15 protein-coding genes are annotated in these 14,608 nt (G+C 66.9%); 11 read left to right on the top strand and 4 right to left on the bottom strand.

The features are described 5' to 3' along the window. Positions 1 to 38 precede the first annotated feature (38 nt). Together FHX60_RS22110 and FHX60_RS22115 are read right to left on the bottom strand one after the other, a co-directional pair. Entirely contained in the window at positions 39 to 203 is a 165-nt protein-coding gene (locus tag FHX60_RS22110) for a hypothetical protein (protein WP_181487063.1), read from the bottom strand. Positions 204 to 246: 43 nt separating this feature from the next. Next, positions 247 to 426 carry a hypothetical protein gene (locus tag FHX60_RS22115; protein WP_041228702.1) on the bottom strand — a complete coding sequence of 60 codons (180 nt, stop codon included), beginning with the start codon at positions 424 to 426 and terminating at the stop codon, positions 247 to 249. Between the two features lie 281 nt (positions 427 to 707). Between FHX60_RS22115 and FHX60_RS22120 the strand changes: the two genes are divergently transcribed. From FHX60_RS22120 to FHX60_RS22145, 6 genes are all read left to right on the top strand, one after another. After that, complete coding sequence (locus FHX60_RS22120) at positions 708 to 1,211, top strand: hypothetical protein (protein WP_112776439.1); 504 nt, start codon at positions 708 to 710, stop codon at positions 1,209 to 1,211. A 237-nt stretch (positions 1,212 to 1,448) separates the two neighbouring features. Beyond that, entirely contained in the window at positions 1,449 to 2,807 is a 1,359-nt protein-coding gene (locus tag FHX60_RS22125) for a cytochrome c oxidase subunit II (RefSeq protein WP_112776440.1), read from the top strand. Between the two features lie 10 nt (positions 2,808 to 2,817). Then, a complete protein-coding gene (gene ctaD, locus FHX60_RS22130; protein ID WP_092310875.1) occupies positions 2,818 to 4,575 on the top strand; it encodes a cytochrome c oxidase subunit I in 1,758 nt (585 codons plus the stop codon). Continuing rightward, positions 4,572 to 5,219 (top strand): cytochrome c oxidase subunit 3 family protein, encoded by a 648-nt coding sequence (locus FHX60_RS22135; protein ID WP_092310872.1) that lies wholly within the window; start codon positions 4,572 to 4,574, stop codon positions 5,217 to 5,219. The genes ctaD and FHX60_RS22135 overlap by 4 nt, the downstream gene beginning before the upstream one ends. Before the next feature lie 23 nt (positions 5,220 to 5,242). Beyond that, positions 5,243 to 5,959, top strand: a complete 717-nt coding sequence (locus tag FHX60_RS22140) for a heme-copper oxidase subunit III family protein (protein ID WP_183284639.1) — start codon at positions 5,243 to 5,245, stop codon at positions 5,957 to 5,959. Positions 5,960 to 5,967: 8 nt separating this feature from the next. Then, positions 5,968 to 6,342 (top strand): cytochrome C oxidase subunit IV family protein, encoded by a 375-nt coding sequence (locus FHX60_RS22145; protein ID WP_112776441.1) that lies wholly within the window; start codon positions 5,968 to 5,970, stop codon positions 6,340 to 6,342. A gap of 66 nt (positions 6,343 to 6,408) precedes the next feature. Here FHX60_RS22145 and FHX60_RS22150 read toward each other — a convergent pair whose 3' ends face one another. Continuing rightward, positions 6,409 to 7,836, bottom strand: coding sequence for an NAD-dependent succinate-semialdehyde dehydrogenase (locus tag FHX60_RS22150; protein ID WP_112776442.1), 1,428 nt, complete (start codon positions 7,834 to 7,836; stop codon positions 6,409 to 6,411). Positions 7,837 to 7,964: 128 nt separating this feature from the next. Further along, positions 7,965 to 8,759 carry an MHYT domain-containing protein gene (locus tag FHX60_RS22155; RefSeq protein ID WP_183284640.1) on the bottom strand — a complete coding sequence of 265 codons (795 nt, stop codon included), beginning with the start codon at positions 8,757 to 8,759 and terminating at the stop codon, positions 7,965 to 7,967. 257 nt (positions 8,760 to 9,016) lie between these two features. Between FHX60_RS22155 and FHX60_RS22160 the strand changes: the two genes are divergently transcribed. The 5 genes from FHX60_RS22160 to FHX60_RS22180 all read left to right on the top strand — a co-directional run bounded on the left by FHX60_RS22160 (position 9,017) and on the right by FHX60_RS22180 (position 14,605). Beyond that, a complete protein-coding gene (locus FHX60_RS22160) occupies positions 9,017 to 10,507 on the top strand; it encodes an MATE family efflux transporter (RefSeq protein WP_116385518.1) in 1,491 nt (496 codons plus the stop codon). A 434-nt stretch (positions 10,508 to 10,941) separates the two neighbouring features. Continuing rightward, positions 10,942 to 11,403, top strand: a complete 462-nt coding sequence (locus tag FHX60_RS22165; RefSeq protein WP_092310854.1) for a tripartite tricarboxylate transporter TctB family protein — start codon at positions 10,942 to 10,944, stop codon at positions 11,401 to 11,403. A 13-nt stretch (positions 11,404 to 11,416) separates the two neighbouring features. Further along, positions 11,417 to 12,919, top strand: coding sequence for a tripartite tricarboxylate transporter permease (locus FHX60_RS22170; RefSeq protein ID WP_092310851.1), 1,503 nt, complete (start codon positions 11,417 to 11,419; stop codon positions 12,917 to 12,919). 213 nt (positions 12,920 to 13,132) lie between these two features. Continuing rightward, entirely contained in the window at positions 13,133 to 13,459 is a 327-nt protein-coding gene (locus tag FHX60_RS22175) for a helix-turn-helix transcriptional regulator (RefSeq protein ID WP_183284641.1), read from the top strand. A gap of 261 nt (positions 13,460 to 13,720) precedes the next feature. Next, positions 13,721 to 14,605 (top strand): alpha/beta fold hydrolase, encoded by an 885-nt coding sequence (locus FHX60_RS22180; RefSeq protein ID WP_116601934.1) that lies wholly within the window; start codon positions 13,721 to 13,723, stop codon positions 14,603 to 14,605. Positions 14,606 to 14,608 lie beyond the last annotated feature (3 nt).

Consider the following 14,608-nt stretch of genomic DNA (forward strand, 5'->3'; position numbering starts at 1 on the left):
AACGCGTGACTCCCGGACGCTGCGGTGGCGCTGGTCGTTCAGCCGTGCCTGCGCGGCGCGTGCCGGCTCAACCCCGCGCGCTGACGCTGCGCCAGGCAGCGCCGATACCGCATCGTATGCGGATGGCTGCAGCGCCACAGCGCCCAGAATACGGTAATGCACAGCAACGCCGCCATCATGACGGCAAGCAGGCCGATCGACATGGCGGCCCTCCTCCCGCTGGGTGTCGAGCAGACCCCGGCGGAGTCAGATCAGCAGCGGTAATGCCTCCAGCACCAGCACCGCGACCAGTGCGCCGATCAGCGCGCCCATGGTGCGGCAACTGATGCGCAGGAACTTGGCGGTCACCGGGATCGAGCCCATGGCGATCACGCCTACCAGCGCCATCGGAATCAGGAATACAAGATCATGCGCGGTGAAGTGCATGGCGGTCTCCTGTCTCTCTCTTTTGTGATTCCAGTATAGGCAGTGTGTGCCGTATGGATGGTGTGCGCATCGGGATTGTCCCCGATGCGGCGCTTGTCCTTGTCCGGCAGGTATCGGTGGCCGCACTTGCCCGGGCCGGGCCGTTGCGCGACGTACGCAATCCGAGCCTTTTTTCGGCTTGCCGCTCTCGAAGCGCATAACCCGTGTCCTATGCTGAGCAGAGACGCGGGGCGTGTTTCCCCTTTCGTGCGATGCCCCGCCGACGAGAGACGGAGGTGGCTATGGAACTTCACATGCGATCGCACCACTACGTGCGGCGCCTGCCGGACTGGACCGCGGCAGCGGTTTCGGGCCTGGCGGCGGGCGCGTTGCTGCTGGTGCTGGAGCTGTTCTGGTCGTCGATGGTGTCGGGCGTGAACCCCTGGGTGGCGACGCGCATGATCGCGGCGATCGTAATGGGGCCTGAGGTGCTGCAGACCTCGCTGTTCAGCGTCGGCACCGTGGCCGCGGCGCTGGTGATCCACTTCGTGCTGGGCGCCGTGCTGGGCATGATCCTGGCGGCAATCCTGGCGCCGTTCACGCTCGATTCCAGCCTGGGCCTGGCCATGCTGGCGGGCGCGGTGTTCGGGGTGGTGGTCTACGTCTTCAACTTCTATGTGATGACGCGGGCGTTCCCGTGGTTTGTCGAGGTGCGCGGCTGGCATACCTTTGTCGGACACCTGATTTTCGGCATCGCGGCGGCGGCGTGCTACTGGAAGCTGGAAAGCAAGGACGTGTCGCACTGAGCCGAAGCCGGCCGGTATGCGGCCGATACGCGGCCAGTACACGGCAGGGCACATAGCGCTGCAGCGGCGGCGGGGATCACGGGTTCCCGCCGCCGCTTTTTCCTTGCGCGCGCGCTTGTGCAGTGCGACACCGATGCGCCGGCGTGTCGCCTTGCAGTGACCTGACGGCATGCACTAGTCTTATCTCTACCTGCGTGACTTGCGCATCCCTCGCCGCGCGCGAGGAGGAGGGTGGATATGGCGATGGCCATCGCACTCGTCGTCATGGTTGCCGCATCGGTGCTCTTCCATTTCCTGAGCCCGTGGTGGGCAACGCCGCTGGCGTCCAACTGGAAACAGATGGACGACACGCTGACCATTACCCTCGTCATCACCGGCATCTTCTTTATCGGCATCAACCTGTTCGTCGGCTACATCGTCTGGCGCTTCCGCCATGATGCGCCGCACCCCAACGGCGGCAGCGGCCACCGAGCGTCCTATCATCCTGAAAACAGCAGGCTGGAACTCTGGCTGATCGGCGGCACCACGCTGGGCGTGATCCTGCTGCTGGCGCCGGGTTTGTTCGTCTACGCCGACTACGTGCGCCCGCCGCGCGAGGCGATGGTGATGGAAGTGGTCGGGCAGCAGTGGTCATGGGCCTTCCGCTTTCCCGGCAAGAGCGGGCAGCTGGGCGCTTCCGACGCGCGCTTCGTCACCGGCGCCAATCCGCTCGGGCTGGATCCGGACGATCCGCGCGGGCTCGACAACATCGTTATCGTCGGCCCGGAAGTGCACCTGCCGCTGAACCAGCCGGTCAAGGTGCTGCTGCGCTCCAAGGACGTGCTGCATGACTTCTACGTGCCGCCGTTCCGCGCGCGCATGAACATGGTGCCCGGCATGGTGACGTCATTCTGGTTCACGCCGACGCAGACGGGACGCTTCGACATCCTGTGCGCGCAGCTGTGCGGCGTGGGGCATTACAACATGCGCGGCACGGTGGTGGTGGAAGAGCCGGCCGCGTTCGAGGCGTGGCTGGCGAAGCAGCAGACCTTTGCCATGACGCTGGCGAAGGCCGCGGCGCCGCCCGCTGCGATGGCCGCGGCAGCGCCAGGTGCCGCGGGTGCGGCCGGCACCATCGAGAAGGGCCGCGCGCTGGCGCAGAGCAAGGGCTGCGTCGGCTGCCACAGCATCGATGGCAATCCGGGCGTGGGGCCGACCTGGAAGGGCCTGTACGGCAAGACCGAAAGCTTTGCCGACGGCAGCAGCGCCAAGGTGGACGATGCCTTCCTGCACAAGGAGATTGCGGACCCGCATGCGCGGCTGGTCAAGGGCTACGGTCCGGTGATGCCGAAGGTGCCGATCAGCGACGACGAGGTCGCGGCGCTGACCGCGTATATCAAGTCGGTCAGCAGCGGCGCGGCCGACGCCGGCACGGTGGCGCCGGTCGCTCCCGCGGACGTGCCGCCGGGGCCAGCCGCCGCCACCAGCGCCGCCACGACCGCGGCGGCGGGTTCGGCAGCACCCGCGGCCACGGCCGGCGCCGCGTCCGGCACCTATACCACTTCGACGGCCGTCGCGGTGCCGCCCACGGCCGCGCCCGCGCCGCCGCGCCAGTGAGGAGACCTGCATGGCCTACGCCGATGACGCCGCCCATCACGCGCCGCAGAGCTTCTGGACGCGCTATGTCTGGAGCCAGGACCACAAGGTCATCGCCGTGCAATACACCATCGTGGCGATCGTGGTGGGCCTGGTGGGCGTGGCGCTGTCCAACCTGATGCGCATGCAGCTGGGCTTCCCGGGCCGCTTCGAGTTTATCGACGTCAACCGCTACTACCAGTTCGTCACCATGCACGGCATGATCATGGTGATCTACCTGCTGACCGCGCTGTTCCTGGGCGGTTTCGGCAACTACCTGATCCCGCTGATGGTGGGGGCGCGCGACATGGTGTTCCCCTTCCTCAACATGCTCAGCTTCTGGGTCTACCTGCTGTCGGTGATCGTGCTGCTGGCCAGCTTCTTCGTGCCGGGCGGGCCCACCGGCGCGGGCTGGACGCTGTATCCGCCGCAGGCCATCCTGCCCGGCACGCCGGGGCACGACTGGGGCATCATCCTGATGCTGGTATCGCTGGCGATCTTCATCGTCGCGGCGACGATGGGCGGGCTCAACTACGTCACCACCGTGCTGCAGGCGCGCACCGAGGGCATGACGCTGCTGCGCATGCCGCTGTCGGTGTGGGGCATCTTCATGGCGACCATCCTCGCGCTGCTGGCGTTTCCGGCGCTGTTCGTGTCGGCGGTGATGATGCTGCTCGACAAGACCATGGGCACCAGCTTCTTCATGCCCGCGATGGTGTCGATGGGGCAGCAGCTGCAGTACAAGGGCGGCAGCCCGCTGCTGTTCCAGCACCTGTTCTGGTTCTTCGGCCACCCCGAGGTCTATATCGTCGCGCTGCCGGCCTTCGGCATCGTCTCGGACCTGATCAGCGTGCATTCGCGCAAGAGCATCTTCGGCTACCGCACCATGGTCTGGGCGATCCTGGCGATCGGCGTGCTGTCGGTGGTGGTGTGGGCGCACCATATGTTCGTCAGCGGCATGAACCCGTATTTCGGCTTCTTCTTCGCCACCACCACGCTGATCATCGCGATCCCGACCGCGATCAAGGTCTACAACTGGGTCATCACGCTATGGCGCGGCGATATCCATTTCACCGTGCCGATGCTGTTCGCCATCGCCTTCATCAGCACCTTCATCATCGGCGGGCTGACCGGGCTGTTCCTGGGCAACGTCAGCGTCGACATCCCGCTGTCGAACACCTACTTCGTGGTGGCGCACTTCCACATGGTGATGGGCGTGTCTCCGATCCTGGTGGTGTTCGGCGGGCTCTACCACTGGTATCCCAAGGTGACGGGGCGGATGCTGGACGACAGGATGGGCAACATCCACTTCTGGGTGACCTTCGTCGGCACCTATGCCATCTTCTTCCCGATGCACTACCTGGGCGTGCTCGGGATGCCGCGGCGCTACTACGCCTGGGAGAACTACGCCTTTATCCCGGAATCGGCGCATGTGATGAACATGTATATCTCGGTGGCCGCGTTCGTGGTCGCCACGGCGCAGCTGATCTTTGTCTTCAACCTGTTCTGGAGCCTGCGGCACGGGCGCAAGGCCGATGGCAATCCGTGGCGCGCGGCCTCGCTGGAATGGCAGACGCCGCAGACCCCGCCCGCGCACGGCAACTGGGGCCCGCACCTGCCGGTGGTGTACCGCTGGGCCTATGCCTACAGCGTGCCGGGCGCGCGCGACGACTTTATCGCCCAGAACGCGCCGCCGGAGGAAGGCGGGCCGGAGCCTGAACCGCACGCCAGCCGTGGAGCCGTAGCATGAACGCCGACGCCGTCTACAAGGTCAGCCGCGACGACTTCGGCGGCAACCCGTCCGGCGAGAACGCCGCCAACCGCCACCCGCAGCGCCGCGCACCCGCCAGCATCGGCCTGTGGGTGTTCATGGGCGTGGTCACGTCGCTGTTCGCGCTGTTCCTGACGGCCTACGCGCTGCGCATGGACAGCCCCGACTGGCACCGCATCGCGCTGCCGTGGCAGGTATGGCTGTCGACCGCGCTGCTGGCCGCGGGCAGTGTGGCGATGGCGGTGGCCTCGCGCGCGGCGGGCCGGGGCGAGATGGCCGCGGCCAGGCGCGCGCTGCGCCTGGGCGGGCTGGGCGCGGCCGCTTTCGTCGCCTCGCAGCTGTGGGCATGGCAGGCGCTCGGCGCGATGCAGGTGATGCCGGCCGGCAATCCGGCCGGCAGCTTCTTCTACCTGCTGACCGCGATGCACGGGCTGCACGTGCTGGGCGGCCTGGCTGGCTGGGGCTTCGCCATGACGGCGCGCGGCAGCGGCGAGGCCGCGGTGCTGCGCCTGCGGCTGTGCGCGCGCTACTGGCATTTCCTGCTGGCGGTGTGGGCGGTGCTGCTGGCGGCGCTGGGCTGGCTCACGCCCGAACTGGTGCGCTACATCTGCGGCACGGCCTAGCGCCGGCGGCAAGGAGGACCGGCATGTCCACGCAACTGTCTTCACCATCGGCCGCCCCCGCGGTGGCGCCCGCGCCGCCCGCGCCGCCGGTCGGCGGCGTGCGCGGCATGCTGGCCGACTGGTCGGCGGACCAGCAGGCCTTCAAGGTGTCGTGGGGCAAGGCGATGATGTGGATCTTCCTGCTGTCCGACACCTTCGTCTTCAGCTGCTTCCTGACCGGCTACATGACCGTGCGCATGTCGACCACGGTGCCGTGGCCCAACCCGAGCGAGGTGTTCGCGCTGCACGTGGGCGGCGCCGACATCCCGCTGCTGCTGATCGCCATCATGACCTTCGTGCTGATCACCAGCAGCGGCACCATGGCGATGGCGGTCAACTTTGCCTATCGCCGCGCGCGCCGCGAATGCGCGACGCTGATGTTCATCACCGCGGCGTTCGGCGCGCTGTTCGTCGGCATGCAGGCCTTCGAATGGACCAAGCTGATCGTCGACGAGGGCGTGCGGCCGTGGGGCAACCCGATGGGCGCGGCGCAGTTCGGCTCCACCTTCTTCATGATCACGGGCTTCCACGGCCTGCATGTGTCATGCGGCGTGATCTACCTGCTGGTGGTGGCCACGCGCGTGCTGCGCGGGCGCTACGAAGCAACCGGAAACTACCAGATCGTCGAGATTGCCGGCCTGTACTGGCACTTCGTCGACCTGGTGTGGGTATTCATCTTTGCGCTGTTCTATCTCTGGTGAGGGTGGCCATGGCATCGAACCCTGCAACCCCCGCGGCGCCAGCAACGCCTGCGCATGCTGCTGGCGGGGACGCCGCGCACCACGGCCAGCAGCATCCGATCGGGCTGTACCTGAAGATCTGGCTGCTGCTGTTCGTGCTGTCCGCGCTGTCGTACATGGTCGATTACTTCCATGTCAGCGGCTACCTGCGCTGGACCCTGATCCTGCTGTTCATGGGACTGAAGGCGGGCCTGATCGTGGCAGTGTTCATGCACATGGCCTGGGAGCGCATGGCGCTGATCTGCGCCATCCTGATCCCGCCGCTGTGCCTGCTGGTGCTGGTCTGGCTGATGGCGGAAGAAGCGAATCATACGTTCCTGACGCGCGGCATCTTCTTCCGCTGACGGGGAGGCGCCGCCGGCCCCGGGGAGGGAGCCGGCGGCACGCCGCCTGGCACGGTGCCCGGGCGCTCAGGCCTGGGTGATGAACTTGGTCACCAGGTAGCCGTCGAAGGTCTCCAGGCCGCCTTCGCTGCCGATGCCCGAATCCTTGATGCCGCCGAACGGGGTCTCGGCCAGCGCCATGCCGAAGTGGTTGATGTTGACCATGCCGGCTTCGAGGCCGTTGGACACCTCGGTCGCGGTCTTCAGCGAGTTGGTGAACACATACGACGCCAGGCCGTAGGGCAGGCTGTTGGCGCGGCGCAGCACCTCGGCGGTGTCCTTGAAGCGCGTCACCGGCGCCACCGGGCCGAAGGGCTCGTCGGTCATCAGGCGCGAGTCGTCCGGCAGGTCGGTGACCACGGTGGGGGCGAAGAAGTATCCCTTGTCACCCAGGCGCGAGCCGCCTGCCACCACCTTGCCGCCACGCTGGCTGGCATCGTCGAGGAACTGTTCCATCGACAGCACGCGGCGCTCGTGCGCCAGCGGGCCCATCTGGGTGCCGTCTTCCAGGCCGTTGCCGACCTTGATCGAGCCGATCACCTCGGTAAAGCGCGCCAGGAAGCGGTCATAGGCCTTCTCCTGGACGTAGAAGCGCGTGGGCGACACGCACACCTGGCCGGCGTTGCGCAGCTTGAAGCGCGCCAGCATCTCGGCGGCCGGGTCGATGTCGGCATCGTCGAACACCAGCACCGGCGAATGCCCGCCCAGCTCCATGGTCACGCGCTTCATGTGCGCGCCGGCCAGCGCCGCCAGCTGCTTGCCCACCGGCACCGAGCCGGTGAACGAGATCTTGCGCACGATCGGCGATTCGATCAGGTAGGTCGAGACCTCGGCCGGCACGCCCCAGACGATGTTGAGCACGCCCGGCGGCAGGCCGGCATCGTGGAACAGCTGCGCCAGCGCCACCACCGCGCTGGGCGAGTCCTCCGGCCCCTTCAGGATCAGCGTGCAGCCCGCGCCCACCGCGGCGACGATCTTGCGGATGGCCTGGTTGAAGGGGAAGTTCCACGGCGTGAACGCGGCGCAGACGCCGATCGGCTCGCGCACTACCAGCTGGCGCACATTGGGCTGGCGCGGCGGGATCACGCGGCCGTAGATGCGGCGGCATTCCTCGGCGTGCCAGTCGGCGTGCTCGGCGCAGACCATGATCTCGCCGACCGCCTCGGCCAGCGGCTTGCCCTGGTCCAGCGTGATATTGCGGCCGATGTCGCGGGCGCGCTCACGGGCGAGCTCGCCGACGCGGCGCAGGATCTTGCCGCGCTCCAGCGGCGAGGTCTTCTTCCAGGTTTCGAAGGCGCGCTGCGCGGCGGCCAGGGCGCGGTCCAGGTCGGCGCGCGTGGCGTGCGGCAACTGGCCCAGCACTTCCTGCGTGGCCGGGTTGATGACCTCCTGCTCGCGCCGGTCGCCTCCCTTGATGAATTCCCCGTCGATATAGAGGGCGAGATCCTGGTACATGCGTGTTCTCCTGGTGGGCGGTGAAACCGCAAGCTTAACCCGGCCGCCGCGTTCATGCAGCGCGCCGGGTGCCGGTCCGCCAGGAATGTGCGGGAACGGGCGCGCTGGCCGCCGGCCCGTTTGTCCGGTCAGGCGGGATCGCGGGTGCGTGCCATGGCGGGGGTTCCGGCCACGGTGCCGGTGCGCGTGGCCTCCACCACCAGGATCACCAGCAGCGTGATCAGGCTCAGCCCGAACACCGCATAGCCGATGCTGTCGCCCTCGATCGCAAACAGGCTGGGCGCGTAGGTCGGGCTGGTGCAGATCATGGTGCCGGCCGACATGCCGGTGTAGTGCATGCCGCAGACCGCCACGCCCATCACCACGGCCGCCGCCAGCTGCTTGCCGCCGGTCTTCACCGTGACCGCCAGCCACAGCGCCACCACCGATACCACCACCGCGATCACCACCGACAGCCCGATGATGGCGAGATCCCAGTCGAAACGGGTATTGGAGCGGATCGCCGCCATGCCGGTGTAGTGCATCGCCACCACGCCCAGTCCGGTCAGCACGCCACCCTGCACCACGTTGCCGGTACGGCTGCCGCGCGGCCGCGACGCGATCGCCAGGCCCGCCCCGGCCAGCACCATCACCACCAGCAGCGAGGCCAGCGTGGTGAACAGCCCGAACTCGCGGTGGGTCGGGGTCTGGTAGGCCACCATGCCGATGAAATGCATCGACCAGACCGCGCCGCCGCCCAGCGCCACGCTGGCGCACAGCAGCCGGTCGACGTCCAGGCGCCCGTCGGGCTGGCGCACGCGGCGCGACCAGCGCAGGCCGACATAGGCGCCGCATACCGAGATCAGGAACGACAGGCCCACCATCGGCCAGTCATAGGCAAACGGCACCAGGGCGCCGGCAACAGGCTCGAAACCGACAAACATGACCCCACCTCCTTGTTTTGACAGCGACGGAAGGCGCTCGCGCCGGTCGGATCCATCCGGATAAGCCCGGATAATCCCGGATATCACCGTCCGGCAGCCGGCCCGGGACGCGCTGGTCCCTTGCGGAGTATGGGGTCGCCGGCCATCGCCGGAAAATAACTCATTCAGGTAAAAAACGGCGCGAGACGCAGCCTGGCGTGCTTGAAGCGCCCTGTGGGCAGGCATAGACTGGGCGGATTGCCGCCAGCCGACGCCCCATGAAGCCCGATGCCAGACTGACCACCGGCCCGATCGGCCGGACCTTGCTGCTGTTCTCGCTGCCGGTGCTCGGCAGCAACATCCTGCAGTCGCTGAACGCCTCGATCAACTCGGTCTGGGTCGGGCGCTTCCTGGGCGAGGCCGCGCTGACCGCCACCTCCAACGCCAACATCATCCTGTTCTTCCTGCTCGGCGTGGTGTTTGGCATCAGCATGGCCAACACCATCATGATCGGCCAGGCCGTCGGCGCGCGCGACGTCGACGAGGCGCGCCGCGTGGTCGGCACCAGCACCACCTTCTTCGTCGCGCTGTCGGTGCTGGCCTCGGCGTTCGGCTACTTCTACACCCCCGACATCCTGGCAGCGATGCGGACCCCGCCCGATGCCGCGCCGCTGGCGGTGGCCTATCTGCGCATCATTTTCCTGGCGCTGCCGTTCATGTACTTCTACAACTTCGTGATGATGACGCTGCGCGGCGCCGGCGACTCGCGCACGCCGTTCTGGTTCATGCTGCTGTCGGTGGTGCTGGACGTGGTGCTCAACCCGGTGCTGATCTTCGGCGTGGGTCCGATCCCCGCCATGGGCATCGCCGGCTCGGCGCTGGCCACGCTGATCGCCCAGCTGGCGAGCCTGGCGGCGATGATGGCGCTGCTGTACCGGCGCCGGCATTTCCTGCTGCTGCATCGCGGCCAGCTGGCGCTGCTGGTGCCGGACCCGGCGATCCTGCGCGCGCTGGTGGTCAAGGGCCTGCCGATGGGGCTGCAGATGGTGGTGATCTCGTCGTCGGCGATCGTGATGATGGCGCTGGTCAACGCCTATGGCTCGCAGACCACTGCCGCCTATGGCGTGGCGTCGCAGCTGTGGACCTATGTGCAGATGCCCGCGCTGGCGGTGGGCGCGAGCGTGTCGTCGATGGTGGCGCAGAACGTCGGCGCCGGGCTGTGGCAGCGCGTGGCGCGCATCACGCGCATGGGGCTGCTGTTCAACGTGGCCATGACCGGCGCGCTGGTGGCGCTGATCTACCTGTTCAACCGCCATTCGCTGGGGCTGTTCCTCGGCACCGACGGCGTCGCCATCGGCATCGCCCAGCATATCAACGTGGTGGTGCTGTGGTCGTTCATCCTGTTCGGCTTCACCATCGTCATTTTCGGCACGGTGCGCGCCACCGGCGCGGTGATGGCGCCGCTGGTGATCCTGTTCCTGTCGATGTGGGTGATCCGGCTGCCGTTCGCCTGGGCGCTGGGCCCGCGCATCGGCGCCGACGCGATCTGGTGGAGCTTCCCGCTCGGCTCGGTGGTGTCGCTGGCGCTGGCGCTCGGCTACTACCGCTTCGGCAACTGGCGTGGCAGCCAGATCCTGCCCGCCGTGGCGCATCCCGCGGAGGCGGTGGGGCAGGCGCCCGATACCAGCATGGGCACGCCCTGCGAAGACGCCGGCGAGGTTGTCGATGCGGCGAGCAGTGCCAGGCCAGCTGCCGAAGCCGCGCGCTGATTGCTCTGCGGCGCCCGCATTGAAAGCCTTCCGAAAGATCGATGTGTCATCGTGTCATCGCTGGCACTCCCTCCCAGCGCGCGCGTGCCCGCCGACCCGGCAGCGGCGCGCGTCTTTGCGGCCGCACCCTTGCGTCGATGCAAGGGTGCGCGCCGTCTTGTTCCGCCTGGCGTTCCTGTCGACTTTCCGTTCGGATTCCTTGCGTCCAAATACATCACGACGTGATGCATTTGCGCGTGCGCCATCGCCGGCTTTGCCTTGTTTTAAGCGGTTATTGGTAAATACCCCTAAAACCGGACAAATGAAAGGCACCTGAAAGATCACGTCTCTAAGGTTCGGGTCAACCGTCGGGAAGCATGCCGTCCTGCATGCGCGGCGCGCCTGAGCCAGTGCGCCCCCGGCACGGCATTTCGTGAACTTTGAGGAGAATCGTTTTGCGCATACGCAGCCAAAAGGACTTTGCCTCCGGCCTGATGTTCATTCTGGTCGGGCTGGGCTTTTCCTGGGTCGCTCGCGGCTATTCCATGGGGACGGCCGCCAAGATGGGACCCGGATATTTTCCATTCCTGCTGGGCCTGGTGCTTGCCGTGCTGGGCGCGGTGGTGTTGCTGACCTCGATGTCGCCGAAAGGCGAGCAAGACCATCTGGCGCGCTGGGACCTGAAGACGCTGCTGTGGATCCTGGGCTCGGTGGTGCTGTTCGGCCTGCTGCTCAAGCCGCTGGGCATGGTGCTGTCGGTGTTCGTGCTGGTGCTGGTGTCGTCGATGGCGAGCCATGAGTTCAGCTGGAAGGGCGCGCTGCTCAACGCGGTGGTGCTGGTGCTGATCAGCCTGGGCGCGTTCGTGTACGGCATCAACCTGCAGATGCCGGTGTGGCCGGCCTTCATCACCGGTTAAGGAGCGCCGCATCATGGAATTGTTTGAACACCTCGCGCTGGGCTTCTCCACGGCCCTGTCGCTGCAGAACCTGGCCTATGCCTTCCTGGGCTGCGTGCTGGGGACACTGATCGGCGTACTGCCGGGCCTGGGGCCGCTGGCCACCATCGCCATGCTGCTGCCGATCACCTACACGCTGCCGCCGGTGGCCGCGCTGATCATGCTGGCCGGCATCTACTACGGTGCGCAGTATGGTGGCTCGACCACCGCCATCCTGGTGAACCTGCCCGGTGAATCGTCGTCGGTGGTGACCACCATCGACGGCTACCAGATGGCGCGCCGGGGACGAGCGGGGGTGGCGCTGGCGACAGCGGGCCTGGGCTCGTTCTTCGCCGGCTGCGTGGCCACGCTGATCCTGGCCGCCTTCGCCACGCCGCTGTCGGAAATCGCCTTCAAGTTCGGCCCGGCCGAATACTTCTCGCTGATGGTGCTGGGGCTGATCGGTGCCGTGGTGCTGGCTTCCGGCTCGCTGCCCAAGGCGATCGCGATGATCGTGCTGGGCCTGCTGCTGGGCCTGATCGGCACCGACGTGAACTCCGGCGCCGCGCGCTTCTCGTTCGACGTGCCGGAGCTGACCGACGGCATCGACTTCGTGGCGCTGGCGATGGGCATGTTCGGCTTTGCCGAGATCATCGCCAACCTGGAACAGAAGGAAGCCCGCGAGACCTTCACCAACAAGGTCACCAACCTGTTCCCGACCCGCGAAGACTTCAAGCGCATGATCCCGGCCGTGCTGCGCGGCACCGCGCTGGGTTCGGCACTGGGCATCCTGCCGGGCGGCGGCGCCTCGCTGGCTTCGTTCGCGGCGTACTCGCTCGAGAAGAAGACGTCCAAGAACGCGCACGAATTCGGCAAGGGCGCGATCGAAGGCGTGGCCGGTCCGGAATCGGCCAACAACGCCGCGGCGCAGACCTCGTTCATCCCGCTGCTGACGCTGGGCATCCCGCCCAACGCGGTGATGGCGCTGATGGTGGGGGCGATGACCATCCACAACATCCAGCCCGGCCCGCAGGTGATGACCAGCAACCCGTCGCTGTTCTGGGGCCTGATCGCCTCGATGTGGATCGGCAACCTGATGCTGATCATCCTGAACCTGCCGATGATCGGCATCTGGGTGAAGCTGCTGACCGTGCCGTACCGCTTCCTGTACCCGGCGATCCTGGTGTTCTGCGGCATCGGCGTGTACTCGGTCAACAACCAGACCTTCGACGTGTTCATGGCCGCCGGCTTTGGCGTGATCGGCTACCTGTTCCTGAAGCTGAAGTGCGAACCCGCGCCGCTGCTGCTCGGCTTCGTGCTCGGGCCGATGATGGAAGAGAACTTCCGCCGCACGCTGCTGCTGTCGCGTGGCGACTTCAGCGTGTTCGTGACCCGGCCGCTGTCGGTGGGCCTGCTGATCGCAGCCGCCGCGCTGGTGGCAGTGGTGGCGCTGCCGTCGATCAAGGCCAAGCGCGAGGAAGCGTTCCAGGAAGACTAGCGCCTGCGCGCGCCCCGGAATGGCGCCGGCGCCTTGACCGCGACCGGCGTACGCAATGCAAGCATTCGGGGTGCCTTCGCGCACCCCGTTTTCTTTCGCGGACGCGCCGCGCATCCGCGCCCTTATTCCCCAGAGAGTGCCCGACTGCGGCAGCAGTCATGGGCTGCGCATGATGATCAGGATTCCGCACCATCGGGTGCGCCGACAGCGCCCATGAAACCGCCTACCCTTGACCGGTTTTTCTCCAGAATTTATGTGCTCAAGCTGGTCCAGTCGAGCCCGTCGACGGTGCTCAGCCTGGTCGACCGGCTGCGCGAGCGCGGCATCGACAAGAACATCCGCTCGCTGCGGCCGATCCTGCGCAGCCTGATGATGGCCCGCGCCATTACCGCGGAGCTGGTCGAAGGCAGCGGCCGCGTGTATTGCATCACCGCGCAGGGGCGGGCGGAACTGGAGTCTTATCTCTCGCACCTGGCCGTGCTGAAGGCGGAGCTGGAACCTGCCGATGAAGCGCTGGGGCGGGGCGATGCCCAAGTCTGAACCGATGGTGCAGCCCCGGCATGTGGAACGCCGCAGCAGTTCGCCGCGCTGATCGGCCGGAAAGTGAAGACCCGGAGCGGGACCGTAGCCGGGCTCGGCATCAAGGCTGACGAATCGCAAGCAGGGGTGGGCGCATCCGACGCCAGCCCTATAACTGTCAGTCAGATTCCGTATTGGAATTTGTGCGACGGCCTCGGTACAGTGGACTGGCCAAGGAACAGCAGTTCGCTGTCCTTGCGTGAACACTAAGGAGACCAGCTCATGGCAAGCAATACGGAACAGCAAGCCCTCCCGACATCCCATGCGGACATCCAGTCGAGCGTAGTACGGAGATATGACGTGCCGCGCTCAGCATCGATTTCGATCGAGGTCTATGAGTTGGGTACCGGTCCGACTATTGTGTTGTTGCCATCGCTCGGGCGCGGCGCTACCGACATGCTGGAACTTGCTGAGCCGCTGTCGTCCGCCGGATACCGGGTTCTCTGCCCGGAGCCGCGCGGCAATGGCCGCAGCACGGGCCCGCTGGCCGACAAGACCTTGCATGATTGGGCCGAAGATATCGCGGCGGTGATCGAGCACGCCGGCCAGGCCCCAGTCGTGATCGTCGGGCACGCACATGGCAACTGGATCGCGCGCACCGTGGCGAGCGATCGACCGGACCTGGTGCGCGCGCTGGTGTTGCTGGCGGGCTCGGCAGGGAAGGTGCCGAAGGGCGTCGATGCCGTGCCGATTCCACCGGAAGTGCGCGCCCAGATCGAGCGTTGCGGGGATACAGCCTTGCCGGATCCGGTACGTCTGGAAAGCCTGCGAGCGGTGTTCTTCGCGCCCGGTAACGACCCTGAGCCATGGCTGCACGGCTGGAACACGGAGTTGATGACCATGCAGACGCTTGCACAGAAGCGCACGCCAGTCGATGACTTCTTTGCGGGTGGCAACGTACCGATCCTGAACGTGCAGGCCGAGTTCGACGTCATCGCGCCGCAACGCTATGCCGGCGTGCTCCGGGAGTACCTGGGCGACCGTGTCACCAACCTCACGATCCGCGGTGCCGCGCATGCCTTGCTACCGGAGCGGCCCGATGAGGTGGTGAGTGCCATCCTCAGCTACCTGACCGCGCTTGCGCCTGGGGAAAGCGTGGCCGCATGACGC

This window comes from Cupriavidus alkaliphilus (genome assembly GCF_014191175.1).
Lineage (GTDB): Bacteria > Pseudomonadota > Gammaproteobacteria > Burkholderiales > Burkholderiaceae > Cupriavidus > Cupriavidus alkaliphilus.

Coding starts and splice junctions, on each gene's coding strand:
- FHX60_RS22115 (WP_041228702.1), bottom strand. CDS start 426: ATGCACTTCACCGCGCATGATCTTGTATTCCTGATTCCGATGGCGCTG.
- FHX60_RS22125 (WP_112776440.1), top strand. CDS start 1,449: ATGGCGATGGCCATCGCACTCGTCGTCATGGTTGCCGCATCGGTGCTC.
- FHX60_RS22160 (WP_116385518.1), top strand. CDS start 9,017: ATGAAGCCCGATGCCAGACTGACCACCGGCCCGATCGGCCGGACCTTG.
- FHX60_RS22150 (WP_112776442.1), bottom strand. CDS start 7,836: ATGTACCAGGATCTCGCCCTCTATATCGACGGGGAATTCATCAAGGGA.
- ctaD (WP_092310875.1), top strand. CDS start 2,818: ATGGCCTACGCCGATGACGCCGCCCATCACGCGCCGCAGAGCTTCTGG.
- FHX60_RS22120 (WP_112776439.1), top strand. CDS start 708: ATGGAACTTCACATGCGATCGCACCACTACGTGCGGCGCCTGCCGGAC.
- FHX60_RS22175 (WP_183284641.1), top strand. CDS start 13,133: ATGAAACCGCCTACCCTTGACCGGTTTTTCTCCAGAATTTATGTGCTC.
- FHX60_RS22170 (WP_092310851.1), top strand. CDS start 11,417: ATGGAATTGTTTGAACACCTCGCGCTGGGCTTCTCCACGGCCCTGTCG.
- FHX60_RS22140 (WP_183284639.1), top strand. CDS start 5,243: ATGTCCACGCAACTGTCTTCACCATCGGCCGCCCCCGCGGTGGCGCCC.
- FHX60_RS22135 (WP_092310872.1), top strand. CDS start 4,572: ATGAACGCCGACGCCGTCTACAAGGTCAGCCGCGACGACTTCGGCGGC.
- FHX60_RS22180 (WP_116601934.1), top strand. CDS start 13,721: ATGGCAAGCAATACGGAACAGCAAGCCCTCCCGACATCCCATGCGGAC.
- FHX60_RS22145 (WP_112776441.1), top strand. CDS start 5,968: ATGGCATCGAACCCTGCAACCCCCGCGGCGCCAGCAACGCCTGCGCAT.
- FHX60_RS22155 (WP_183284640.1), bottom strand. CDS start 8,759: ATGTTTGTCGGTTTCGAGCCTGTTGCCGGCGCCCTGGTGCCGTTTGCC.
- FHX60_RS22110 (WP_181487063.1), bottom strand. CDS start 203: ATGTCGATCGGCCTGCTTGCCGTCATGATGGCGGCGTTGCTGTGCATT.